Annotated in this window: 23 protein-coding genes; 9 read left to right on the forward strand and 14 right to left on the reverse strand. The window is 62.4% G+C overall.

Annotated elements, in window-relative coordinates; translation table 11 throughout:
* Positions 1 to 6 precede the first annotated feature (6 nt).
* From BLR29_RS15795 to BLR29_RS32870, 11 genes are all read right to left on the reverse strand, one after another.
* Complete coding sequence (locus tag BLR29_RS15795) at positions 7 to 1,083, reverse strand: porin (protein ID WP_092137963.1); 1,077 nt, start codon at positions 1,081 to 1,083, stop codon at positions 7 to 9.
* 141 nt (positions 1,084 to 1,224) lie between these two features.
* Positions 1,225 to 2,727, reverse strand: coding sequence for a monocarboxylate uptake permease MctP (mctP, locus tag BLR29_RS15800; protein ID WP_092137964.1), 1,503 nt, complete (start codon positions 2,725 to 2,727; stop codon positions 1,225 to 1,227).
* The gene (locus BLR29_RS15805; RefSeq protein WP_092137965.1) at positions 2,724 to 2,921 is read right to left on the reverse strand and encodes a DUF3311 domain-containing protein; all 198 of its coding nucleotides are present in this window, start codon (positions 2,919 to 2,921) and stop codon (positions 2,724 to 2,726) included. Before BLR29_RS15805 ends, mctP begins: the two co-directional genes overlap by 4 nt.
* A 75-nt stretch (positions 2,922 to 2,996) precedes the next feature.
* The gene (locus BLR29_RS15810; RefSeq protein ID WP_092137966.1) at positions 2,997 to 3,329 is read right to left on the reverse strand and encodes a TIGR00366 family protein; all 333 of its coding nucleotides are present in this window, start codon (positions 3,327 to 3,329) and stop codon (positions 2,997 to 2,999) included.
* Between the two features lie 8 nt (positions 3,330 to 3,337).
* Positions 3,338 to 3,742, reverse strand: coding sequence for a hypothetical protein (locus tag BLR29_RS15815; protein ID WP_143018468.1), 405 nt, complete (start codon positions 3,740 to 3,742; stop codon positions 3,338 to 3,340).
* A gap of 296 nt (positions 3,743 to 4,038) precedes the next feature.
* A complete protein-coding gene (locus BLR29_RS15820) occupies positions 4,039 to 4,989 on the reverse strand; it encodes a Bug family tripartite tricarboxylate transporter substrate binding protein (RefSeq protein ID WP_255371299.1) in 951 nt (316 codons plus the stop codon).
* A gap of 360 nt (positions 4,990 to 5,349) precedes the next feature.
* Positions 5,350 to 5,703 carry a hypothetical protein gene (locus BLR29_RS15825; RefSeq protein ID WP_255371274.1) on the reverse strand — a complete coding sequence of 118 codons (354 nt, stop codon included), beginning with the start codon at positions 5,701 to 5,703 and terminating at the stop codon, positions 5,350 to 5,352.
* 188 nt (positions 5,704 to 5,891) lie between these two features.
* Complete coding sequence (gene ilvB, locus BLR29_RS15830) at positions 5,892 to 7,757, reverse strand: biosynthetic-type acetolactate synthase large subunit (RefSeq protein WP_369804626.1); 1,866 nt, start codon at positions 7,755 to 7,757, stop codon at positions 5,892 to 5,894.
* Positions 7,758 to 8,064: 307 nt separating this feature from the next.
* Positions 8,065 to 8,643, reverse strand: a complete 579-nt coding sequence (locus BLR29_RS15835) for an AraC family transcriptional regulator (protein WP_092137970.1) — start codon at positions 8,641 to 8,643, stop codon at positions 8,065 to 8,067.
* A gap of 6 nt (positions 8,644 to 8,649) precedes the next feature.
* Positions 8,650 to 11,481, reverse strand: coding sequence for a 2-oxoglutarate dehydrogenase E1 component (locus BLR29_RS15840; RefSeq protein WP_092137971.1), 2,832 nt, complete (start codon positions 11,479 to 11,481; stop codon positions 8,650 to 8,652).
* A 399-nt stretch (positions 11,482 to 11,880) separates the two neighbouring features.
* Positions 11,881 to 12,354 carry a LysR family transcriptional regulator gene (locus tag BLR29_RS32870; protein WP_255371275.1) on the reverse strand — a complete coding sequence of 158 codons (474 nt, stop codon included), beginning with the start codon at positions 12,352 to 12,354 and terminating at the stop codon, positions 11,881 to 11,883.
* A gap of 236 nt (positions 12,355 to 12,590) precedes the next feature.
* On the opposite strand from BLR29_RS32870, the gene BLR29_RS15850 reads away from it, so the two are divergent.
* The 5 genes from BLR29_RS15850 (at position 12,591) to BLR29_RS15870 (ending at position 18,829) form a co-directional block, all read left to right on the forward strand.
* Positions 12,591 to 14,216, forward strand: a complete 1,626-nt coding sequence (locus tag BLR29_RS15850) for an MFS transporter (protein WP_092137972.1) — start codon at positions 12,591 to 12,593, stop codon at positions 14,214 to 14,216.
* A gap of 12 nt (positions 14,217 to 14,228) precedes the next feature.
* A complete protein-coding gene (locus tag BLR29_RS15855; protein WP_092137973.1) occupies positions 14,229 to 15,305 on the forward strand; it encodes an HlyD family secretion protein in 1,077 nt (358 codons plus the stop codon).
* The gene (locus tag BLR29_RS15860; protein WP_092137974.1) at positions 15,302 to 16,843 is read left to right on the forward strand and encodes an efflux transporter outer membrane subunit; all 1,542 of its coding nucleotides are present in this window, start codon (positions 15,302 to 15,304) and stop codon (positions 16,841 to 16,843) included. The genes BLR29_RS15855 and BLR29_RS15860 overlap by 4 nt, the downstream gene beginning before the upstream one ends.
* A 142-nt stretch (positions 16,844 to 16,985) precedes the next feature.
* Positions 16,986 to 17,897, forward strand: a complete 912-nt coding sequence (locus tag BLR29_RS15865; protein ID WP_092138250.1) for a LysR family transcriptional regulator — start codon at positions 16,986 to 16,988, stop codon at positions 17,895 to 17,897.
* A complete protein-coding gene (locus BLR29_RS15870; protein ID WP_218132702.1) occupies positions 17,894 to 18,829 on the forward strand; it encodes a hypothetical protein in 936 nt (311 codons plus the stop codon). Before BLR29_RS15865 ends, BLR29_RS15870 begins: the two co-directional genes overlap by 4 nt.
* 76 nt (positions 18,830 to 18,905) lie before the next feature.
* On the opposite strand, the gene BLR29_RS15875 is transcribed toward BLR29_RS15870, so the two are convergent.
* Complete coding sequence (locus BLR29_RS15875) at positions 18,906 to 19,379, reverse strand: isochorismatase family protein (RefSeq protein ID WP_092137975.1); 474 nt, start codon at positions 19,377 to 19,379, stop codon at positions 18,906 to 18,908.
* Between the two features lie 154 nt (positions 19,380 to 19,533).
* A complete protein-coding gene (locus BLR29_RS32465) occupies positions 19,534 to 19,851 on the reverse strand; it encodes a hypothetical protein (RefSeq protein WP_092137976.1) in 318 nt (105 codons plus the stop codon).
* Positions 19,852 to 20,078: 227 nt separating this feature from the next.
* Between BLR29_RS32465 and BLR29_RS15885 the strand changes: the two genes are divergently transcribed.
* Positions 20,079 to 21,254, forward strand: coding sequence for a GGDEF domain-containing protein (locus BLR29_RS15885; protein ID WP_092138252.1), 1,176 nt, complete (start codon positions 20,079 to 20,081; stop codon positions 21,252 to 21,254).
* A gap of 24 nt (positions 21,255 to 21,278) precedes the next feature.
* Here the strand turns inward: BLR29_RS15885 and BLR29_RS15890 are convergent, their stop codons facing one another.
* The gene (locus BLR29_RS15890; RefSeq protein ID WP_092137977.1) at positions 21,279 to 22,430 is read right to left on the reverse strand and encodes a citrate/2-methylcitrate synthase; all 1,152 of its coding nucleotides are present in this window, start codon (positions 22,428 to 22,430) and stop codon (positions 21,279 to 21,281) included.
* 107 nt (positions 22,431 to 22,537) lie between these two features.
* Between BLR29_RS15890 and BLR29_RS15895 the strand changes: the two genes are divergently transcribed.
* From BLR29_RS15895 to BLR29_RS15905, 3 genes are read left to right on the forward strand one after another with little or no spacing between them, the layout of a single operon-like run.
* Positions 22,538 to 23,491: a 2-hydroxyacid dehydrogenase gene (locus tag BLR29_RS15895; protein WP_092137978.1), complete on the forward strand. Its 954-nt coding sequence runs from the start codon at positions 22,538 to 22,540 to the stop codon at positions 23,489 to 23,491.
* 13 nt (positions 23,492 to 23,504) lie between these two features.
* Entirely contained in the window at positions 23,505 to 24,191 is a 687-nt protein-coding gene (locus BLR29_RS15900; RefSeq protein WP_092137979.1) for a fumarylacetoacetate hydrolase family protein, read from the forward strand.
* A 58-nt stretch (positions 24,192 to 24,249) separates the two neighbouring features.
* Complete coding sequence (locus BLR29_RS15905) at positions 24,250 to 25,008, forward strand: SDR family oxidoreductase (RefSeq protein ID WP_092137980.1); 759 nt, start codon at positions 24,250 to 24,252, stop codon at positions 25,006 to 25,008.
* Positions 25,009 to 25,045: the final 37 nt, after the last annotated feature.

Consider the following 25,045-nt stretch of genomic DNA (forward strand, 5'->3'; position numbering starts at 1 on the left):
CGCGCGTCAGAAACGGTGACGCACGCCCATCACCGCGCCGAACTGGTTCTTGCCAGGCTCGACGTTGAAGACGGCGGTTGTGCCGCTGCCGCTGTTGTAGCCGTTGACGCCAAGTTGCGAGTTGTCCTTGTTGAGCGCGTAGGACACCGACGCGTAGACGTCGGTCCGCCTGGAGAGCGCGTAGTCGCCGGTCAGCACGAACTGCCACGGGTCCGATCCGGTCTGCCGGAAGTCCTGGTAGTAGGCCGTGCCCATCAGGGAGAACGCCGGCGTCAGCTTGTAGACCACCCCCAGCCAGTAGAAGTTGGAGCCCGCGTCGGCCGCTTGCGCGCCGGGCAGCCTCGCACCGTCGTACGCCTTGGCCAGGCGATACCCTGCGAATACCTTGGCGGCACCCGCGGCGTAAGCGCCCCCCACCGAAACGCGGCGGAGCACTGGCGCCTGATTCGTCGGCGTGCCGACATGGATATCGTCATACGCCGCACCCACGGAGAACGGGCCGTTCGCATAATTGACGAATGCGCCAAACTCGCGGCCGAACACGTTGCTGCCAGCCACCTCGGTGCCGTTGGCCTGGAACGAGTAGAACGCCTGGGCGGTCAAGCCGCCGAACGCGGCAAGGTACTTGATGGCGTTATCCGCGCGTGCGCCAAACTCCGGCGCAATCGACAGCATGCCGTAGCGGTCGGCAATGACGGTGGGATCGTAGGCAGAGCCGAATTCGCGCATCGAGGTCTGCTGCCGTCCCAGACGCAGCACGCCATACCGGCTTTCCAGCCCCACGTAGGCATCGCGGCCAAACAGGCGACCGCTTTGACCGGAATTACCGGTGTCGATATCAAAACCGCTTTCCAGCTGGAAGACCGCCTTCATCCCGCCGCCCAGGTCCTCCGCGCCACGAATACCCCAGCGCGAGCCGGACTGATTCCCCGAAGTTACCCGTGCGAGACCATTCCCGTTGCGCCCTGCATTGTTGATGTATTCAACGCCAGCGTCCGCGACACCATACAGCGTCACGTTCGATTGGGCATATACGGCGTTAGCTGCAACGGATGCGGCAAATACCGCAAGAACCTTCTTCATCAAATCTCCAGATCATTTTATTGGAACACCACTACATGGCGATAACAGCGACCTTCTTCGGTACATCTGTCCGCCAGACCCCAGGGCCGCACCAGGCAACCCGTGCCGCCTTCCAGCCCGCCAGGCCGGAAGGCGGACTTGTTACCGTGCGGCGATGGAGGCCCTGTCGTCGGCAACACGGCGTTTCTGTGTCACCGCCGATACCACCGTCGACACGACAATATTGACCACCAGCGCAATCACGCCGATATATGTCGGATAGGCAGCGTCGCCAAAATGCAGCGTGTACACCGGCTTCAGCCCCAGGGAGATCGCCAGGCTGGTGCCGGTGACGATGCCGACAGCCCAGCCGGCAAATAGCCCGGTTGCAGTCAGGCGCCGCGTGTAAAGCGTGAACACGACCGCCGGGAAGATCTGGAGAATCCAGACCCCGCCGAGCAACTGCAGGTCGATGGCGTATTGCGTCGGCAGCACGATGATGAAGAGCAACGCGCCAAACTTCACGACCAGCGAGAACAGCTTGGCGCTCTTCGCTTCCTTCTCCGGTGTCACGTTCGGCGAGATCAACGGCTTGTAGAGATTGCGCGTGAAGAGGTTTGCCGCGCCAATCGACATAATGGCTGCCGGCACCAGTGCGCTGATGGCGATGGCCGCCGCCGAAAATCCCACGAACCACGACGGGAACAATTTGAAAAACAGCGCCGGCACCACGTCCGAAGCGGACGTCACGTGCACGCCGGCCGCGATTGCCATATAGCCGAGCATTGCGATCAGACCCAGCAACAGCGTGTAAGCCGGCAGCGCGATGGCATTCTTGCGCACCGTGTTTGCCGAGCTCGACGACAACACACCCGTCATGGTGTGCGGATACATGAACCCCGCCAGCGCCGATCCGAGCGCCAGCGTCGCATATGCCGTGAACTGTGCCGGCTTCAGAATGATGCCCGTGGCGCCGGCCTTCGCAGCGAAATACGTATCGGCTGCATGGAACAGTGCCCCGTAGCCACCGAGCTTGCTCGGAATAATCGATATCGCGGCAATGACCACGATATAGATCATGATGTCCTTCACGAAGGCGATCATGGCCGGCGCACGCAGGCCGCTCGAATAGGTGTACACGGCCAGGATTGCGAAGGCGACGATCAATGGCAACTCGCCGTCGACACCGAGTCCCTTGATCACTACCTGCATGCCGATGAGCTGCAGCGCGATATATGGCAGCGTGGCGACGATCCCCGTGATGGCAACTGCCGCCGGCAGCCATTTGCCGCCGAATTCTCCCTGAACATAATCAGCCGCCGTGATGTGGTTCTTGCGGTGGCAGACTTCCCACAATTTCGGCATCACCGCAAACACGAACGGGTAGACGATGATCGTGTACGGCATTGCGAAGAAGCCATACGCGCCCACGGAATACACCAATGCAGGGACCGCGATAACCGTATAGGCCGTATAGAAATCCCCGCCGACCAGGAACCATGAAATCACCGTGCCGAACTGCCGGCCGCCGAGCCCCCATTCGTGAAGCTGTGACAGGTCGCCGCGCTTCCAGCGCGCCGCAACAAAGCCCAGCACCGTGACGAGCACGAAGAATGCAATGAATACCGTCATCGCCACGCCGTCAACTGCCGATGTGTCGATCATTTCATGCTCCGATAGGCAACGAACAGCAGCAAGGAGGTGACTGGCACCCAGAGGAACTGATACCAGTAGAAGAACGGAAAGCCGAACCATTCTGGCTGGGCGCTGTTATAGAACGGCAGCCACAACAGGCCGATGTAGGGGGCGAGGAGGAGCAGCCAGATCCAGCCGCGGTCTCCTTTCTTTCGTGTCTCCATATTTGCTCTCCTAAAATTGTTGAGCGGATACAAGCACCGTTGCTTCAACGATGTCAGTCACCCGTGGCAATGGCATCAGAACAAGTACAGGCCGGCGGCAAACACGGCGCCAGCGAACAGCAGGCCGCAGTCACGCAATAGCCCCTGATGTCGCGCACGGCCATTCCGCCGGCGATGCCCGGACCGGTGCCACCACGTTCGTCCACGTCTGACCGTAAGCCGCATCGAGAACGCGAGCAGATTCCAGAAGCCGAAACCCCACATCAGTACGCGTTCGCCCGGTGCCTGAGGCGTCAGGCCGAATGCGAGCACGAATGTCGCGATGGCCACGAAGATCGAAGAGATCAGGGGATGAGGCAGCGCGCGAGGCGCAGCCTGTGTGAAGAACCACGAAATACGCTGAATCATTTCACGCCTTATGCCGCCGTATCCGCCAGCCTCTCCAGAGGAGGTTGCCAGCGACCCGCGCGCGGCACGACGGCCTCCAGGTAAATCTTCAGCAAGCCGGCAGGCTGCGTGTCGCCGTCGTCAATGTCGCCATCGACCAGCTCGATATCCATAACCATGGGAGACTCGCTCGCGAAGCATTTCCTGACGCCCTCCTGCAACTGGCTCTCGGCGCCGAGTCCACATGCATTCCCGGCAAGCACCGTGCCGTTGGACGCGAAGATCGTCATGTCGCCCGCATATTCATTCGCGAGTCCGGCGACACCGATGACCAGTGCCAGGACAAATGGCCGCCGGTTTGCGATAAGCGCGGAAGCGATGTCGACAGGATCACTGGTCATACGTTGCCTACCAAATGAGTGGTGCCATTTCAAGGAACACCACGTCGCAGCCCTGCTGCGGATGAATCAGGATTCGATGCTTTCGGGAGCCCTCTGCATTGAATCGTCCCGGGGAACCGATGATTCGAATGATAGTGAAGCGAGCGCGTGCGGGCTGAGGCAAATAGGCGAATCTCTGGCCAACGTATGCGAGCTATTGGCCAAAGCCGGGAACGACAATGCATCGAGCCCGCTTCTGTATTTATATCATCATGTGATGTATCAGGACGAATGCAGGGCGAAAAAAAGGCGAGCATCGTGCTCGCCTTTTTGTGCGCTGAGTGCCGACGTCAATCGAGCGTGATTTTCCCCGCCTTGACGATCTCCGCGTAACGCGTGGTGTCCCGCTCGATAAGCTTGCGGAACTCCTCCGAGCTACCCGTCACCGGTATGAAGCCCAGATCCGTCAGCTTCTTCGCAACCTCCGGACTACGCGTGGCAGCGGCGATTGCCTTGGCCATGCGATCAACAATTGGCTGCGGCGTTCCGGCCGGGGCCAGAAGCCCTGTCCACGAACTCATGATGAAGCCCGGGAATCCCGCTTCCTCCATGGTCGGAATATTCGGCTCACCCGGCCAGCGCTTGGCCGACGCGACAGCCAGCACATTGATCTTGCCGGACTTCACATGTGGCATCGGCACGAGCAGTGGATCGAACGCAATGGACACCTCGCCGGACATCAATGCCGGCAGGATCGGCGCACTGCCGTTGTACGGGATGTGGGTCATCTTGACCTTCGATTCCATCGCCAGCCGTTCGCCCGTCAGATGGGCAGAGCTACCCACGCCGCTCGATCCAAACGTCAGCGTATCGGGATGCTTCTTGCCATAGTCGACCAGTTCTCCCACGGTCTTCACCGGCAGCTTCTTGCTCGCAAAGAGGAACAGGGGCAACTCGGCCATCTGTGCCACCGGCGTCAGGTCCGAGGGCTTGTAGCTCAGCTTCGAGTACAGCGACATATTGGCGCTGTAGGCCGCCAGCACGGAGACGAATGTGTAGCCATCAGGTGCCGAACGCGCGGCAACCGAAACGCCCAGCGTGCTGTTGGCACCCGGCTTGTTCTCGATCACGATGGGCTGGCCCAGATTTTGGGAAACCTTCTCGAATACCACCCGGGAGACAGTGTCGGTCGAGCCCCCCGGCGTGTATGGGACGATGACCTTGATCGGCTTTGTTGGCCACTCCGCCGCGACCACGTGGCCGGCAGCGAGTGCACCGATTGCAACGGTAACCAGGCGCAAAGCGAGCGCCGTGCAAATCTTGGTACTCAAAACGCATCTCCTTCATTGGACTTGTGCCCGCGCGGCGGGCTTGCGGCCGGATTCACTCCGGTACGGCAATTATGCGAGACCGTGTTCGGTATCGCCGCCATGAAGAGCGCCAGTTTTGCGTGGCAGGAGATGGTTTCGTGCGATAAGCGCACACCCGAAGGACGCGTGTGACGCGCGCGCGGGAGCCGGTCAGAGGGTGTGTCGTACAGATTGCCGGACAAGTCGTCCGCGACAAGACATCAGGTTATCGGGGCATGCGATTCCCTGGGGTCTACATGCCCACGCGTCCAATCAGGAAACAGGCAACCATGCCGCCGGACCTCGAACGCGCTACGCCTCACTTCCCGTACGCGCACCGTCGGTATAGGGGTCCGGCTTGCGCGTGCCGTATGCGCCATCGGTGTATGGATCCGGCTTGCCAATTCCATGCCCGCCATCGGCCCACGGGTCCGGCGTGCGAGTCCCCACTGCACCATCGGTGTAGGGGTCGACATTCTTGCGGGCGGCAGCGACCCGGACGATCACCGGACGCATGTCCTTCACGATAGCTGCCGACGAGCGCATTGCTTGCGGAACGTTGGCGGCTGGAAGTTCAGCGACTGCAGCGGTTGCCAGAAGTGGCGTGATTGCGGCCGACAGGGGCACGATCACTCGACCAAGAACAGACAGGATGGAGGTTTTCATCACAGACTCCGAAACGATAACAAAACATCGAGATCGACTGCAGGTTCATGTCGATACCAAATCAATCTCTTACAGGCATCCTAGCCGCTGCAAGGCATCTGAAAAACAGGCCGCCAAAGAATAGACTCTTCTTGAATTCAGAAGAGCTCCCCGCGTGGCGCGCGATGCCACGCGAGAACGGATGATGGCTAGAACATATCCGCAGCAGGCTGGCCAACCGCTCCCTGATCCCCCGCGCCTTGCCCTGAGCGCGACGGGATAAACGGTCCGGTGATCATGCTCGAATAGCTTTGGCCTGGCCCCACCATCGGAAACACGTCAGCATTCTCGTCAATCATCACTTCGAGGAAGGCGGGTCCGTCAAACTCCACGAAAGCCCTGAGGCTGTCCTCAAGCTCGCTGATCGCTTCCACGCGACGGGCAAATTCAAAGCCGTCGGCTTGTGCCGCCATGATGAAATCCTTGCGATGCAGCGCCTTGTCACTCACGCAAAACCGTCCCTCGAAATAGAGACGCTGCCACTGCCGGATCATCCCGTCTCCGCGATTGTTGAGCAGCAGCACTTTGACGGGCGCCCCGTATGTGGTTGCAGTCTCCAGGTCGCCAATATTCATCCGGATGCTGCCGTCACCGTCGATATCGATGACAAGCGCGTCCGGCCGCGCCATTTGTGCACCAATCGCCGCGGGCAGTCCAAAACCCATCGTTCCCATGCTGCCCGACGTCAGGAAACTGCGAGGCTCGACGAAGTCGAAGAACTGCGCAGCCCACATCTGATGCTGGCCGACGCCCGTGGTGATAATGGCGCGCCCGCCGGTTATCTCGCCGAGTTTCTCGATCACGAACTGCGGCTGGATAAGCGGGCTGTTTCGGTTGTAATTCATCCCGTAGGTCTGCTTCAGCGCAATCACCTGGTCGAGCCATTCCGAATGCGACAACGCAACCGGGCCATGCTCCATCAATGACAGCAGCGCGCTCTTTGCATCGCCGATATGACTCCACTGCGTGCGTTTGACCTTGTTGATCTCTGCTTCGTCGATGTCGATGTGCGCGACATACCGCGCACCGGGCGCAAATGTTTCGGGGCGTCCGCCGGCGACGCGGTCATCGAATCGCGCGCCCACTGCGATCAGGAAATCGCAATCCTCGACGGCATAATTCGCGCACGCGGCACCGTGCATGCCGAGCATACCCAGATTCAGCTCGTGTTTCGCCGGCATGGCGCCAAGGCCCATCAGCGTCGTCACGACGGGGATCCGGTACCGCTCGCTGAATTGACGCAGTTCGGCCGTTGCGGCGGCCGTGATCACGCCGCCACCGACATACAGCAGCGGTCGCTTGCTCCGGCCCAGAAGACGGAAGAACTCCGCCCGTTTGTCTTCCTTGAGATGCGCGCGATTGGCAACCATGCGAAGACGATCGGAATAACCTCGAAACACCAGCGTACCTTGCCCATAATAGGGACCCGTCCAGTTCTGGATGTCCTTCGGCACGTCCACGACAACCGGACCGGGACGGCCGCTCCGGGCGACTTCAAACGCCGTCCGCAGCGTCTGTTCCAGTTTCGCCGGATCCGTCACCAGGAAGACCTGTTTTGCACACGCCGACATGATGTTGAAGACCGGTGCTTCCTGGAAGGCATCGGTGCCGATCGCGGCGCGAGGCACTTGGCCGCAGATCAGAACCACGGGAACCGAATCGCCGTTACAGTCGGCAATCGGGGTCACCGCGTTTGTCGCACCCGGGCCGGACGTCACCATGAACACGCCGACCTTTCCGCTGGCGCGCGCGTAACCGGCAGCCATGAAACCCGCGGCCTGTTCATTGGCCGGCACAACGAGCCTGATCTGGCGCTCGGGGTTGTCCGCGTGCATCTCGTTGAAGCGAAAGACCGCGTCATACGTCGGCAAAATGGCGCCGCCGCTATATCCGAACACGGTATCGACGCCTTGTTCGCTGAGAACACGCAGGATGATGTCGGCACCCGACATCGACTCGCTCGCAGGCGCGGGTTGCAGGGTGGCGGGGGAAGCAGACTTTGGATTTCGGGTCACGGCTGGCTCGCATGGAAACCGCCACTGACAGGATCAGCGGCAACATCAAAGGGAGGTTTCCCTTCCAACTCGAGAACAGCGTATGTTCGACACCAGCTTATGGACGCTCGCTTCGACGGGTTCTCCGTACTAGCCCGGTCCATCCAGCACTTTCTTGATGTGCTTCTGGGAGAATTGTGAGGGGGTTGGTGCTAACCATTGTGCCTACGATCCGGACCGCGCGCCGGCTCAAGGAGGCTGGTCACTGGCCAAAATAGGCCATTCCTGGGCCACGGTGCTGGGCGACGATCGGTCATCGCCGCAGCGTTCAATGGTTCGGCGTCAACAACCGTTCGGCAATGCTTCTGCCGACCTGTTCGCCGAGATCTTCCCGGACCAGCGCCAGGGCCAGACGGATGCCCGCGCTCGCGCCGCCGGCTGAATAGACGTTACCGTCCTTCAGGCAGCTCAGATTGGGCAAGACGTGCACAGAGGGATGTTCAGCCGCCAGGCGTTGTGCGTAGCGCAAGGGCGTGGTGAGCCAGCGATGGTCGGCCAGCCCGGCACGCGCGACCAGAAAGGCGCCATTGCACACGGATGCCAGCTTTTGTGTATGACGGCCGGCATCGCTGAGCCAGTCCACCAGTTCCTGATGATGTCCCCCGGCGCCGATGTCCGGCGAACCGGGCACCACGATGATGTCGAACGGCGTATGCACATCCAGCCGGCACTCGGGCGCCCTCACCGCCGCGCCGTTCGAGCACACGACAGACCCGGGCGACGGCCCGACGAGATGCTGTTCGTAGAACGTACCGCCGCACAAGCGGTTCGCCTGGTGAAACACATCCATCGGGCCGGTCACGTCGAGTAACTGAAAACCGGCATACAACATCATCGCAACACGCATGCGCCGTTACTCCGCGAACGCACTGGAAACAATTGCCGCCTGCCTCGCCGCATGCGCTGCGTGGGAACCCGGCGCCGTCGACGCGGATTCAGGCGACCCCGCGTACCGCAGCGTTGCGCCCGAAGGCACGACCTCACGCAACTGCGGCTCGATGAAGCTCCATGCACCCTGGTTACGTGCCTCCTCCTGGCTCCACACAACGGTCTTCAGGTTGGGATGGCGCGCAAGCTCGGCAGCCAGTTCCTCGGACGCAAACGGGTACAGCTGTTCCACGCGGATGATCGGCGTGTCGGCAATGCCCGACGTCCGGCGATGCTCAAGCAGCTCGTAGTAGACCTTGCCCGACGTCACAATGACGCGTTCGACTTTCGCATCCCGCGACGGCTCGGCCGGTGCGTCCACCAGGATTTCATGGAACACGCCGTCGGCCAGCTCGTCGAGCGTGCTCACCGCTTCGGCGTGCCGCAACAGCGACTTGGGTGTCATCACGATCAGCGGCCGGCGATCGAACGAGAGCGCCTGCATTCTCAGCAAATGAAACAGCTGCGCAGGCGTGGTCGGTTGGGCCACGCGCATATTGTCTTGCGCGCTAAGCTGGAGGTATCGCTCGAGCCTGGCCGATGCGTGTTCCGGCCCCTGCCCCTCCTGCCCGTGAGGCAGGAACATCGTCAATCCGCTGCGTTGCCCCCACTTTGCGGCGCCTGCGGCGATGAACTGGTCGATCACCACCTGCGCCCCATTCGCGAAGTCACCAAACTGCGCTTCCCACACCACGAGCGCATTCTGGTTCACCGTCGAGTAACCGTATTCGAAAGCCAGCACAGCCGCCTCAGAGAGAATCGAGTTTGTGACGGAAAACCGGCCTTGCGTTTCGCTGACATGATCAAGCGGAATCAGCACGCCGTCCAAGCGGCTCGTCCGCTTTTGATTGTGCAGCACCGCGTGACGGTGATTGAACGTCCCTCTCGCGCTGTCCTGACCACTCAGCCGGACATCGACTCCCGCGTCGAGCAGGGATGCGAATGCGAGATGCTCGCCCATCCCCCAATCGAGCGGCTTCCTTCCGGCCGCCATCTCGCGGCGAGACGCCATCATCTTGCCGACCAACGGATGCAGGTCGAAGCCGTCCGGCACACTGGAAATCTGTTGTGCCAGGCCGCGCAGTTGCTCGGGCGACGGCGGGCTGTAGCTGGCCTTGCCGGCGGCGTCTTCGGCAAGGTTGGCCACCGCCGCCGTGTCTTGCGATGGATCTGATGCCTCGGCGGTATCACCGTTGTGCGCATGCTCAAGACTGTCGCGGCTTGCGCTGACATAGCCATCAACCTGCTCCGGCGTCATCACGCCCTGCTCGATCAGCTTTCTGGCGAAGAGCGTACGCACACCCGGATGCGCCGCGATCGCGCGATACATCAAAGGCTGTGTGATGCTCGGTGTGTCCTGCTCCTGATGCCCATACTTGCGGAAGCAAACCAGGTCGATCACGACGCTGCGCCTGAACGCCTTGCGATAGTCGAGCGCGAGGCGCACCGCCATCGCCACCGCTTCGGGGTCATCGCCATTGACGTGCAGAACCGGGGCCTCGATCATCTTGGCGACGTCCGTCGCGTAGAACGACGAGCGCGTGTCGCGCGGATCCGAAGTCGTGAATCCGATCTGGTTGTTGACGACCACGTGGACGGTGCCGCCTGTCCCGTGCCCGCGGGTATACGAAAGGCTCAAGGTTTCCATCACGATGCCCTGCCCGGACATCGCCGCATCGCCATGAATCTCGACCGGCAGCACATCACTGCCATCACCGGCCGGCAAGGTCTCCGCCTTGGCGCGGGCGATGCCCTCCACCACGGGATTCACGATTTCCAGGTGCGAGGGATTGAACGCCAGCACGACGTCGACTGGCCCGTCGCTGGTTTGCGTGATGCTGCTGAAACCCTTGTGGTACTTGACGTCACCGGCGGGAAGATCCTCGGTGTACTTGCCGTCGAATTCACCGAACAGCGAATGCACCGGCTTGCCGGCAATATTCACCAGCACGTTCAGGCGGCCGCGGTGCGCCATGCCCATCACGACCGAACGCACTTTCATCGATGCACCGTAGCGGACGAGTTCGTCCAGCAGCACGATCAGCGATTCCCCGCCTTCGAGCGAGAACCGTTTCTGCCCGACAAAGCGTGTGTGAAGGTATTTCTCCAGACCTTCAGCTGCCGTCAGACGCTCTAGAATCCGGCGCTTCTCCTCTGACGAGAGCGATGGCTTGGCTCGCGTGGATTCGAGCCGCATCTGCCACCACCGCCGCTCGTCGGCATCGGACAAATGCATGAATTCGGCGCCCAGCGTGCCGGTATAGGTCTTCTTGAGCGCGGAGACGATCTCGCGCAGCGACGCATCGTCATCAAACAAGGACGTGTCGGCTGTGCTGAATCGCGTCGACATGTCTGCGTCCGACAAGCCGTAGTACGCGGGCGTCAGCTCCACCAGCGCTTGCGGGGGGCTCCACAGCAGGGGGTCCAGATTGGCCACGCGCGAGCCGACCATCCGGAATGCGGCGATCAGCGACTGGACTGCCACCTGCTTTCTGGCCAGGCCAAGGCCGTCATCGCGCCGCATGACTGCGCCGGCCGGCCGTCTGGTCAGTTCGACGAAGCTGGAAACTACCGGTGCGTGCCGCTGGTCGTCGCGGTCGCTGCCATCGATCGCGGGGGTTTCCCGCAACGCATCGAAATATGCGCGCCACCCGTCCGTGACCGATGTGGGGTCGGTCAGGTAGAGCTCATATTGTTCCTCGACATAAGGGGCATTTCCCCCGAAGAGAAAAGAGGTCTGACGTTCCTGGATCAACATGATGAATCCATCCTTGCTTGGTGTCCGGTCTCGACTTCAATCGCGACGTATGGTGAGGCGGCTGTAGCCCCATCCCGGCTACCCCAGAGTGCAACCAGGGCTCTTGCGATTTCCTGGCACGCGTGGGTTTTGTTCCCAGCCGCATTCTTGAGATTGAGTCTAGTAAGCCGACACCGCAGCGGAAACACGCACATGGCGCATTGACTGGCCATTCGCTGCACGATTCTGGCCACGTCACGTCACGGGTATCGCCGCGGATCACATCGCGGCGACGACGTTGCGCATCGGGCACCGCTCGATCCGGGCCTTATTACACCGACGCAAGGATCATTTACCGGATACGACGTCTCGCGATGGGTTTCGTCACTTCGCGGCGTGCGCGGAATTTGTGGATTGACTTCAGGCGTCCACGCTTTGAAGGTGCGGGTTCTTGCGAAAACTCTCGGTGACGCAGTCTTCCGCAGCCGTCACGGCGACCAGTATCCTGCGGCAGGCTTCAAGGTATGACGTCGCTGCTTCCGTCAGCCTGACGGCGCGCGGGGTCCGCACCAGCAACTGGGCGCCGAGGCGCGCTTCGAGCGAATTCAGCGCCCGCAAGACGGCAGGAGTCGACATTCCGAGCTTTTCCGACGCGGCGGTAAGGCTACCCCGATCGACGATCGCCACGAAGATCTCCATCTCGCGCAACTTGTCCATTTCGACTCCAATCCGAATCACGTAAATCCACCTCGCGATTGTAGGCAGCGCGTCCGGCACGGTGATCGTGCCCGTCTTCGATTGGCTCAAAACAGAATCAGGTTGACCTAAGCCGCCCTCTTTTTCTTCGCGGCGACATAAGGCGGCTGCACGTGATTCGTCGTCATTCGTGAGCATCGCATTATTGGGTAAATCGCAAGGGACTCTTTCAGCAGACGTGGGTAGTCGAGGTATTCACAGTTGCCTTGGCAAAATTCGCGAACGCATTGGCCCAATACCTGACGTGGTTTGGCTTCAATAAAGACTGGCCATCTCGTACATTTGAACGCACCAGCCGCTCGAATGCGAAACGGCAATGAACAGCGCTTCCAGATGCGATGACCTGATGAACACGAGTAGCAAGTAGAACCCTTATGACCACCGCCAACCCTTTGACAGCTCGAACGGAAGCGCCGACGGTCGCGCAACCGGCGGCGCCGGCTTCCATGCGGGAGGCAGCGACTCCCGCACAGGCAACGCCCGCCCAAGCCGCGCTATCCCTTCGCCTTGCTTCCGGCTTGATTGGGATGCTGCTGGCGTCCTTGCTGGCCATTCTTAACGAACAGGTCACCGCGCTGGCACTGGCCGATATTCGCGGCGTCTTCTCCATCGGACGTGACGACGGGACCTGGCTGACCACATTGTTCGAAGCAGCAAACGTCGCCACGATGGTAATTGCGCCGTGGTTCGGGATCACCTTCACGCTGAAGCGATTCACGATTGGCGCCGTGCTGGCCACGATGTTCTTCGGGGTCCTTTGCCCCTTCGCGCCGAATCTCCCGACGCTTTATCTGCTGCGCGTCCTCCAGGGAATCGCTGGCGGATGCCTGCCGCCGATGCTGATTATCGTCGCGCTGCGTTATCTCCCGCCGAAGGTCAAGCTGTACGGGCTCGCCGGATATGCACTCACCGCGACCTTCGGACCAGCGGTCGGCACCCCGCTCGCAGCGCTGTGGACCGAATATGTCAGCTGGAAAATGGTCTTCTGGCAAATCGTCCCGCTCGGCATCGTGAGCTGCGTGGCCATCCAGCTGGGGCTTCCGGCGGACCCGCTCAAGCTCGAGCGACTCCGCTCCTTCAACTGGACCGGATTCCTGACGGGATTCCCGGCGGTGGCCATGCTCGTGATCGGACTCCTGCAAGGTGATCGTCTTGACTGGCTGAATTCCGAGTTCATTCGCGTGATGTTTGGTGGCGGGGTGCTCCTGTTCGCCGCATTCCTCGTCAACGAATGGTTTCAGCCGACACCTTTCTTCAAGCTCCAGCTGCTGTCGCGACGGAATTTCTCGCACGGGCTGCTGACACTCGCCGGCGCGGTCACATTGCTGGTGGGCGTGGCGGCCATCCCCGGCCAGTATCTCGCCAAGATTCACACCTACCGGCCGCTTCAAACGGCGCCCCTGTCATTGCTGGTTGCAATTCCGCTACTGGTTGCGCTTCCTTTGACGGCGGCGGTCCTGAATCTCCGGCGCGTCGATTATCGATGGGTCCTGGCCATTGGGCTGTCTCTCATGGTCACGACCTGCCTGATGGGTAGCTTCATGACCGCCGAATGGGTTCGCGAGAATTTCTACCTGCTCCAGTCCTTGCAGATCGCCGCGCAACCGATGGTGATCATGTCGATCCTGATGGGCGTGACAACTGGCTTGCCGCCAACCGAAGGCCCGTTTGCATCGGCGATGTTCAACTCGCTCAAGACCTTCTCCGCGGCTGCGGCCACTGGCCTGATCGAAGGATTGAGCACGAGCCGCGAGCACTTTCATTCGAACATGTTGGTGGACCAGTTGGGTAACCACGCGCTCGTGACGAGCTATAGCGTTAATGCCGCGCACAGTCTCGGTCAACTCGCCCACCGCATTCACGAGCAGGTCGTGGTGCTGACCTCCGCGGATCTCTATCGCGTGATGGCAGGTGTTGCCGTCGCCACGCTGGTTCTTGTGCCGATATTACCCGTGCGTATCTATCCGCCATGGTGCACTACGCCGCCCTCTTCTCATTAAGGGACGATTATCATGTCTTCCGCCACCCGATCTCCTCTCAAAATCGCTCGCGCCACCGCGATCATCGTTGCCGCCGGCATCGCTGTCTGGGCTTGTTTCAAGCTTCTCGGCAATTCGGATACCGAATCGACGAACGACGCCTACGTCACGGCTGATTTCACGCTCGTCGCACCACGTATCGCCGGCCAGGTATCCGAAGTATTGGTCAGTGACAATCAGTGGGTCAAAGCCGGCCAATTGATGGTGCGTATCGATGACCGCGATTTCCGGGCGGCGTTGCTGAGCGCGCAGGCGGACGTGGCGGCAGCCAGGGCATCCGTCGCCAACTACGACGCCGAGATTGCACGGCACCCCTCGCTCGTCGAACAGGCTCGCGCCACGCTTCGATCCGACGAGGCGTCGATCGCGTTTGCAAAGGCGAACGCTTCGCGCTACCAGAATCTCTCCGACGCCGGCGCCGGAACCACGCAGGAGCAACAGCACGCATCGACCGCGCTCGCTGAAAAGCTTGCGCAGCAATCCCACGATCGCGCCGTGTTGAGTACGACCGAGCAGAACCTCGACGTGCTGCGCACCCAACGCGACAAGGCGGCCAGCACGTTGGCGCACGCCGAAGCGGCACAGGAGCAGGCCAGACTCAATCTGTCCTATACGGAGATCCACGCGCCAGTAGACGGCAAGGTTGGCAGACGCTCGGCGCGGGTCGGCGCATTCGTGACGCCTGGCGCACCGGTGCTCGCGATTGTGCCGATCTCCGACGCCTATATCGTCGCCAACTTCCAGGAGAACCAGATCACCCACATGCGGCCTGGCGACAGCGTGCGAATCAAGGTCGACAGCTTTCCTGGCGTCGTGATCCAAGGCCATATCGATAGCCTCGCCCCTGCGACCGGGCTGAGCTTCTCGCCGATCGCCCCCGACAACGCCACGGGCAACTTCACCAAGGTCGTGCAGCGTGTGCCGGTCAAGATCACCATCGACCATGGGCAACAGGCCGCGTCTGAATTGAGCGTGGGACTTTCCGTCGATGCCGATGTGGCCGTTGGCCACCGTGGCGGCGCGCTGGCCAAGGGGGTGAACAGAACATGAACACGAGCGAACTCTCTATCCGCGCGTCGGCGCTGGCGATACTGGCGAGCCTCGCGATGGCGGGCTGCGCCGTCGGGCCGGACTTCGAACGTCCGGGCACCACCACGCCGCCCGACATCTTCGAACGCACCCAGCCTGCGGAAGCACCGAGCAAGACCGTCGAAGCCAACTTCAATTCGGAATGGTGGACACTGTTCAATGATCCCCTGCTGAATTCGCTCGAGGCGCAACTCGCCGACGCAAATCTGGACGTGGCCGCCGCGTCGGCGCGGCTGCGGCAAAGCCGGGCTACGCAACGGGTGGCGGGTGCCGCCGAGTATCCGACGCTGGAGGGCGCCGCATCCTATAACCGTGAGCGAGGGAGTCCAAACGGCATTCTCTCGTTGCTCGGCGTCAGCCCGACAGGTGCCCAGCCCCAATCGGCATCGGGCGCCGCGCCGCTCGGTGTCGCGCCATTGCCGGGTTCGAAGGGTTCCCCTGCCTTTGACGTGTACCAGTTCGGCTTCGATGCGTCGTGGGAGGTCGATATCTGGGGCCGCGTACGACGCGGTGTCGAAGCGGCGACCGCCTTGACCGCCGCCTCGTTCGAAGACCGGAACGCGGTGCTCTTGTCCGCCCGCGCCGAACTCGCGCGAGACTATATCGAGTTGCGTGACACGCAGTCCCTTCTGGAAATCGCGAGGCAGAACCTCGACATTGCCCGTGACAGCACGAAGCTCACGCAGGTTCGCGTGCGCGAGGGCGTCACGACGGATCTGGACGTCGCCAACGCTTCCGCACAGGTGGCATCGATCGAAAGTCTGATTCCGACGCTTGAAGCGCGTCGCGAGGGCATGATCAACGCGATTGGCCTGTTGCTGGCCCAGGAACCGGGCGCGCTGCGGCAAGCCCTTGGCGAGCCGGGTGATATTCCCGAGCTCCCCAAGCAGGTGCCCATCGGCTTCGCCTCGGAACTGCTTCAGCGCAGACCAGATATCCGGCGGGCGGAGGCGCAACTGCACGCGGCCACGGCGTCGATTGGCATGGCGAAGGCCGACTTCTATCCCCGCATCACGCTGAATGGCAGCGCCGGGTTCCAGAGTCTCCAGCTCTCGAACCTCGCGAACTGGGCGTCCGGTCAATTCGTGGTTGGACCGTCGATTACGCTGCCCATCTTCGAGGGCGGTCGCCTCAAGGGAATGCTGCACTTGCGGGAGGCGCAACAACAGGAAGCCGCGATTGTCTACCGGCACACCGTGCTGGATGCATGGCGCGAGGTTGACGATGCGCTGGTCACCTACGGCGCCGAACAGCGTCGGCACGAACGGCTCACGGAAGTCGTGAAGCTGAACCAGCGTGCGCTTTCGATCGCGCAGCAACGGTACAAGGCTGGCGCGGTGGATTACCTCAACGTCCTGAACGTGCAAAAGCAGTTGCTCGAAGCGCAGCGCAATCTTGAGCAAAGCCGGGCAACCGCTGCCGCCAACCTCATTACGCTGTGCAAGGTGCTCGGCGGCGGCTGGGAGTCGACCTTCGCCAGCCAGCAGGCTGAGCGCTAACGAGAGATCCGGGCGCCTCCGCTGCGGTTTCCGTTGCGGATTCCGTTGCGATGGTGCCGGATCAAGCCGTTTGTCCGAAGATGCCGCGCCCTGATCTGTCACGGCGCCCTGGAGATTGAAGACACCACGTCTGGTGGAAATCATGTTGCACAACAAAGCTGATGAAAGCGCGAACTGGGGAGATTGGGAAAATTTTTGCCGGGTTGTGGAGGCCGGGAGCTTTACGGCTGCCGGCGATCGTGCCGGCATTCCCAAGCAATCGATCAGTTTGTCGCTCGCCCGTCTGGAAGCGCGGCTGGGCAACCGGCTGCTTGACCGCACTACACGCAGGGTCCGGGTAACGGATCTGGGCCAGACGCTGTATGCGCGGATCGCACCGTTGCTGAATGAGCTTCGCGAAACGGACAACGATGCGAAGTCGACCCAGCAGGAGGTGTCTGGCACCTTGCGCCTGGCGACGCCCTACGAGACAGGCTGGCTTCATCTGGCGCCCGCGCTGGTGAAGCTCCTCAAGGCTTATCCGGAGTTGAAGGTCGAGATCGACGATACGCGGGAGATTCCCGATCTCCTCGAGCAGCGATACGACATTGCGTTCGTCAAGACCGACGCCGGACTGCCTGACAGTTCGTTAGTCAGCAAATACGTTGTGGCGATGGAGCGCGCCTTCTATGCCGCGCCGGAAATGATCGCCAAACGGGGGTTGCCGCGACAACTGCAAGATATCGAAGCCTGGCCGATGATGGTCGATACCGATGACAGCTTCTGGGATGCATTCGAAGATGGGCGCGAGATCGCGCGGATCGCGGTACGCCCGAGCATCAGGACGCCGAATGTCGAGATTCGGGTGCGCGCCGCCATGGAAGGCCTGGGCGTTGTCAGGCTGCTGCCAAGGTACGTCGAAGACCATATCAGGCGTGGGGAGCTGGTTCGCCTGTTTCCCTCCGTTCTCTCGTCTCCACTCAAGGTCTATGCGCTGACACCGGCGCGCAGACTCGTGCCGCCCAAGGTACGCGCATTGTTGAGCGCGTTCGATGTCTTGCAGATCGACAGATGATGAATGAAACGTTCGCGCCCACGACGCGCGCTTCGGTATCGAACAGCGACGTGCGGGAATTTGTCGCGTGGATGAGCCAGCATCTCGACACCGCCATGTTTCGACACGCGTACCCCCATCGACAATCCGGACAGCAGTGGCGGTGCGACAGCTTGTACGATGCGTTTGCCAGATACGAATGGAACCACCCTGCCATTGCACGCCTCGGGGTGGTGGCTGGTCGGACGTTTCAATCGAACTTCGCCGCGCGGGAAGCCCTTCGACAAGATCTGCTTCGATCCCTCGGCGAGCCTGCCGATGACGCTGGCGTTTGCCTCGCTGCGGTCGACGTCATGAAATGGGGCGGCGTGACTGGAGGCAACGTGCGTTGGCTGCATTCGAATCAGGCAGGCCTTGCGCAACGCATTGTCGATGTGCGGAACGTGTTGAACGAAGGCGACATGTATCACCCGCTTCTCGCGTCCCGCGGGCTGCGCTTCAATGCAGGCATGACCAAGGTCTACGCGCTCGTCTGCGACGATCTCGTGATCTACGACAGCCGGGTCGCTGCGGCACTCGGGTGGGCGGTGTCGAAATTCTGTCAGGCTACAGGCAAAGCCGCCGTGCCCGACGGACTGGGTTTTCCATGGGCGCCGGCCAAGGAAGGCATCGGGGAGAAGAACCCGAAGCGTCGGAATCCCAGCGAAGGATCGCTGACCTTCCGCCGGTTGAGGTCCGGTCCGCTGCACGCCGAATGGAATCTGCGCGCAAGCTGGCTGCTCGCCGCCGTCCTCGACCATTCCGGCGCGCAGGACAGCCAATTCACAAAGATCGGAGCGCGACGCGAAAGATTGCGAGCACTGGAAGCGGCGCTGTTCATGATCGGCTACACGCTGCCCAGTGCCTCCGAAGCCGCTGCAACGGCCGTGCAGGGTGAGTCCGCGTTGGTATAGAAACTTGCGATTGTCGCTGCGTCCTGCCGCTATCAGTCGCTATCGGATACGCCGCCCGGCTTCACGTGCATCAGGCTCACAAGGCGGCCAACAACTCGGTTTTGGTGGTGGTTTGGCGGAAATGATGCTTCCACAGATTGATCCCGAGTTGCCCCGACCTGTCGAGCGACGAGCCGACGGTGAGATCGGCAACGAGTGTCGGATACAGCCCTGCGTCGAACAGGGCGAAACCCGCTGCAAGCACGCAAGTCTCGGTCTGGATTCCGCAGACCAGCACGCGCTCCGGATTCATTTGCCTCAGATACTCGATCGTTGCCGGCGACGGCGCATACCCATGCTTGACGAAAACCTGGTCCGCCTCAACGAGGCTCCGGTCCTCGATGGCGGGGCACCAGCCTAGCTGACTCAGGAAAGGCGTCCGCGTCTCGTCATGCAATTCGACCGTTGCCACCGACGGTACGCGTTTTGCCAGATTGCCGATGCCTTCGATCAGCCAATCCGGCGGCGAGAAAGTGGCCTGCACGTCGACGATAAGAAGAACCTGGCGCATGACTCTGGTTGATTTTCGAGGTATCACGACAAAAGGATACCTGATGGCGGAGCGGGCTCGGCGTCATCCCCCTGGCAGCGCAGCCGTCTTGAACGACCAGGAAAAGCTCACCGGCTTCCCGGCCCGCGTCCCGGAGAACGTCGCGGTGTAGGTCTCACGCGCGGCCAATGGGGAGAGTGGCAGCAGGAAGGCCGCATTGTTGCGCCTGGGCCGCGGCGTCGAGCGCCACGTCCTGCGCGAGCAGGCCAACTCCCAGGCTCAGGCGCAAGGCGTTGACCGACCTGAACAATGCCAGGTGACCGGACCCGTCCCTGTAGCTTGGCTCCGGGACGCTCATCCTCGGCGCGAGAGATCCGAAGGCCATCGGGGCCTGGGTGGCCGGCGGTACGTCACCGCCAGCCCACGCGGCGCTGGCCGCGCCCAGCACGACCGCGAGTGCCGTGACGCGCGGCGTGATCTTCCTCACCGTCATAGGCCTGCACGCAGGTGGATTGCCGCTCATTGGGGATGGGCGGAGCGGCCGGGCACCGGCTGCTCACTCGTATGTCGACCGCCGTACTATCGACACGGCGGCGCAAATCATTTAGCCCGGTGCAGAACAACGTCCCGCAGCCAAATCGCTCCCTCTCTCCGTCGAATTTCCAACGTAGAATTCAGCTGCCGGCCGCGATGCATCGGCGCAATGTCTTTACATTTGAGATGTACGTCGATCTTCTGACTCTTTACTTCCTTGCGATCGGAACGCTTCTCGCCAGTGCCGGCATGACGTTCTGGGAGCATCTGACCCATCCCACGCGCAGCAAGTCGCTGCGGATTCTGGCGGCAGGCTTCGCAACGCTGGCGATCGGCTGCGCAACGGTGCTGTTCCGGCGCAACCTGCCCGGAGCGGTGGGCTCCGCCATCAGCAATCTCGTCATTCTCAGCGGCTATCTACTGGTCCTCAACGGCGTCGCGTCGTTGAGCGGCCGGCGGTATCGCGCCGCTTCGGCCGGTGTGCTCATTGGGATGGCGCTGGTGTGGGCGGCCCTGGGCGCGCGATGGCAGGACGTCGTGTGGAACTACGTCAGCGCGATTCCGATCGCTGTGGTGAGCGCGATGACGGCTCGCGAGATGTGGCGGTGTGACGCGATGAAGCCGCTGCATTCGCGGCATATCGTCGTGGTGGTGACGGGCATCCATACCCTGCTCTATGCCGCGAGGGCATTTGTGCTGCCCTGGCTGGTGGCGGCGTACGGGCAGCCGATACAGTCGCTCGCCAGCAAGATCACGATGTACGAGGGCGTCCTGTATTCGGTCATCTTGCCGATGACCCTGCTGAAGCTCATTCGCGAGGAGACCCACGGCCAGCTCTTGCGGGAATCCCAGACCGATTATCTGACCCGCCTGGGCAATCGCCGATGGTTCTTTGAACAGGGCGCACGCATCATTGGCGGCATGGGAGGATGCGGGCCAGTTTCGGTGCTCGCGTTCGACCTCGATCGCTTCAAGGCCATCAATGATCGATATGGTCACCAGACCGGTGACAAGGTGCTGAAGTCGTTTGCGGAAATCGCCCGCGGCGTGGTGGGGCCCGACGCGATCCTCGCGCGTATCGGCGGCGAAGAGTTCGCCGCGCTGCTGTCAGGCGACGATGCACGCCGCGCCAAGGCGCTGGGCGAAACCGTCGCGAAGCGTTTCGCCGAGACCATCCCCAACCAGATCGACGGTATCGGGATACCGACAACGGTCAGCATTGGTCTGGCGCAGTTCGACAATGACGTGCCTGCGCTTGCCGACGGACTTGCCGCCGCGGACCAGGCGTTGTACCGCGCGAAATCGCTGGGTGGCAATCGCCTCGAATTGGCGCAGGCTATCGCGGCTTCCGCCGTCGTCTGACTCTCAGGGCGGGATCATGGCGACTCAACGCTCGCCAGCCCGCTCCGGCATTTCTCCGACATAACGTCCCCTCGGACGTATCACCTGCCCCACCCCCAGTTGCTCCAGGCTGTGCGCCAGCAGCCCGATGCTGCGTGCCGTGGCAAACATCCCGAACGCGGCGTCCTCGGGTAGCCCGCAATGGGTGACGAGGGCCGCCAGCGCCACGTCGATATTGGGCTGCAAGCCGGTCAGGCGGGTCGCCTTCTCGATAAAGCGCGCGATGACTTCCGGTGGATCGAACAGGGCGAGAAGGGTTGTCGCGCGAGGATCGCCCTCAGGATAGAGGTGATGTCCGAAACCGGCCAACGGCAAGCCGGTGGACAGATGGTGGGCGATCACCTGATCCTCGCCTTGCCGCTCCAGTTCATTGAATAGCGCCTTGACGCGACCCGAGGCATCGCCATGCAATGGCCCGGACAGCGTGGTCAGGCCGGACAGGAGGCAGGCCGGCAACGATGCGCCAGTGGATGCCGCGATGCGCGCGGCAAAGGCCGAGCTTGTCAGCTCGTGGTCGACCAGCAGCACCATGGCGGTCCGCAACAGATCCGCCACCTGCGGGGATTGCTTCCAACCTTGCGCAAAGCGCAGGTGCAGGGGCTGCTGCCCCGTGTGCGCGCCGAAGGCATTGGCCAGTTGGCCCACCAGGCTCTGACATTCGAGATGCAAGACGCGCGTCATGCGTCCATGCGTGGAGTGTCCGGTAGCGGCCAGCGCGGCCAGCCCCGTGAACGCCGCCACGCGCCCGGGCTTGGCGATGCGCGCCGAGGATGAAAAGTCGACGGCTTGCTCGGCATTCCACAGCAACTGCGCCACCTCTTCCAGGCTGGCCGATCCGGCCAGCGTCACCGCGTCCTGCCCGCGGTAGTAAAGCCGCTCGCGCAGGAATGTGGAAAGCGCAGTCGGGATGCTGGGCTCCGCGCCAAACAGCGTATTGGTCGCGAGGGTCTCGTGCTTGCGCCCGGCCTGCTTGCGCTTGGCCAGGTTGGCGACGTCGTCGGCGCGGTAGAGGCTGCGGCGCGTGTCGGCCGGATCGGAAACCGCTTCCAGCTTGCCTCGGCTGACGTAGGCGTAGATCGTCTGCGGCCGCACGCCGAGGCGGCTGCACACCTCGTCCATCGTTATCCAGGATGCCATGGTGTCTTGTTACAAGTTTTTATGTTGATTTTATATATCAATATTTTCTTGTCAATCAATCATTACTACCATGCAATCAATCTTTAACGCGCCCCTCTTCCCCGGACATGAAGACCCAGATCCTGCAACTCAATCCCATCCTGATCCCGGCGATAAATGACGAACTCGCCGCTCTTTACGAGGTTCACAAGCACTTCGAGATCACAGACCAGGCGGCGTGGCTTCAGCAACATGGCGCGTCGATCGAGGCCGTGATTACCGGCGGTCACACCGGAATCTCGCGGGAGATGCTGGAACGGTTGCCTGCCCTGAAGGTGGTGGCCATCAATGGCGTGGGGACGGACGCGGTGGACCTGGCGTACTGCCGCAGCCGGGGCCTGCCGGTCACCGCCACCCTTGGCGCGCTGACCGAGGACGTGGCTGACCTAGCCATTGGCTTGCTGATCGCGGCCTGCCGCAATATCTGCGCCGGCGACCGCTTTGTGCGCGATGGCCAGTGGGAACTGCATCCCCAGCCCAGTGCCATCCCGCTTGCCCGCCGGTTCAGTGGCATGCGCGTCGGCATCGTGGGCATGGGGCGGGTCGGCCGGGCGGTGGCGACGCGGGCGTCGGCCTTTGGCTGCCCCATCCGCTATACCGACCTGCACCGCATGGATGATTTGCCCTATGAATTCGTGGCGACCCTGCAAGACCTTGCGCGTAACAGTGACGCGCTGGTGCTGTGCGCGGCGGCTGACAAGGCCGAAGGCATCGTCGATGCCGCCGTGCTGGATGCGCTCGGCCCACGCGGTTTTCTTGTCAACGTGGCACGCGGCCGACTCGTCAACGAGGCCGATCTGGCCGAAGCCATTGCGGCCGGCCGCATTGCGGGCGCGGGCCTCGACGTGTTCGTCGACGAGCCGCGCGTGCCGTTGACGTTGCGCCAGTCCGACCGCACGACGCTGCAGGCCCACCGCGCCAGCGCGACCTGGGAAACCCGTGCCGCCATGGCGCGAATGGTGCTCGACAGCGTCGCCCAGGCCTTGGCCGGCGACCGTCCGACCATGAGCCTGACCACCTGAGCGCGTGGTCACCATGACGGATTTCGTTTTCCCACCCGCTGCGCCGCGCTCGCTGCCCGTCACTGGCGGTACGGGTCGGTTTCCCATCGGCAGGGTCTTCTGTATCGGGCGCAATTACCGTTGGGCCCCGGACGAGCCAGCGCCCCGGGAAATGCCAGCCTGGTTCATGAAGCCCGCCACAGCCGTCGTGCCGGCCGAGGGCTTATTGCCCTATCCGCCTGGCACGGAAGACTTTTGCCACGAGGTCGAACTGGTCGTCGCCATTGGCCGTGGCGGGCGCGACATCGATCCGGCGCACGCCGAGGCCGACCATGTCTGGGGCTATGCCGTCGGGCTGGACCTGACGCGACGTGACCTGCAACAGCAAGCCAAACGCGTGGGCGGCCCCTGGGAACCCGCCAAGGCCTTTGACCACTCGGCGCCCTGCAGTCCTGTCGTGCCCGCGGCCATCTGCGGCCACCCTCGGGAAGGGTCGATACGGCTGACGGTCAACGCCGCCGAACGCCAGCATGCCGACTTGTCCGGCCTGATATGGCCGGTGCCGGAACTGGTCGCCATGCTGTCGCGCTCCGTGACGCTGATGCCCGGCGACCTCATCTTTACCGGCACGCCGGCCGGCGTAGGCCCCTTGCAGCGCGGCGACGTCGTCAGCGCCAGCGTGGCCGGCATCGGCGAATTCTCACTCACCGTCACTCACTGACTGCAGGACGTCCCCTCGTTCCTGCCTTTCGACCTCACATCGCCACAGGAGACCCCTCTTGAACGCTTCCCGAAAAATTGCCCTCGTCACCGGTGCAGGCAGCGGCGTTGGCCGCCGCACCGCAACGGCCTTGCTCGACGACGGCTGGACGGTCGTGCTGGCCGGCCGGCGCGTCGAACCCTTGCAAGCGCTGGCCGCCGAGGCCGCCGCGCGCGGCCAGACCGCAGTGGCCGTGCCCGCCGACGTCACCGACCCGGATAGCGTGCAAGCCTTGTTCGACACCATCGAACGCGAGTTCGGGCGGCTGGACCTGCTGTTCAACAACGCCGGCGTCAATGCCCCCGCCGTGCCGATGGACGAGCTGCCGCTGGACAAATGGTTCAACGTCATCAACACCAACGTCACCGGCGTCTTTCTCTGCGCACGAGCGGCGTTCGGACTCATGCGACGTCAGTCGCCGCAGGGCGGACGCATCATCAACAACGGCTCCATCTCCGCGCACACCCCGCGCCCCTACACGGCGCCCTACACCGCCAGCAAGCACGCCGTCACCGGCCTCACCAAGGCACTGGCGCTGGACGGCCGCGCGTTCAACATCGTTGCCAGCCAGATCGACATTGGCAACGCGCTGACCGAACTGTCGGAACGCATGACGCGCGGCGTCCTGCAGGCCAACGGCACCATCGCGCCTGAGCCGATGATGGATGCCAGCCACGTTGCCAATGCCGTGCGCCATATGGCTTCACTCCCGCTCGACGCCAATGTGCTAACGATGACGGTCATGGCCAGCGCCATGCCATTCGTCGGGCGCGGCTGACACCGGATATCGCGCCCCCGAGCCGCCTGGCATCGGC

It is taken from the genome of Cupriavidus sp. YR651 (assembly GCF_900101625.1).
Classification (GTDB): Bacteria; Pseudomonadota; Gammaproteobacteria; order Burkholderiales; family Burkholderiaceae; genus Cupriavidus.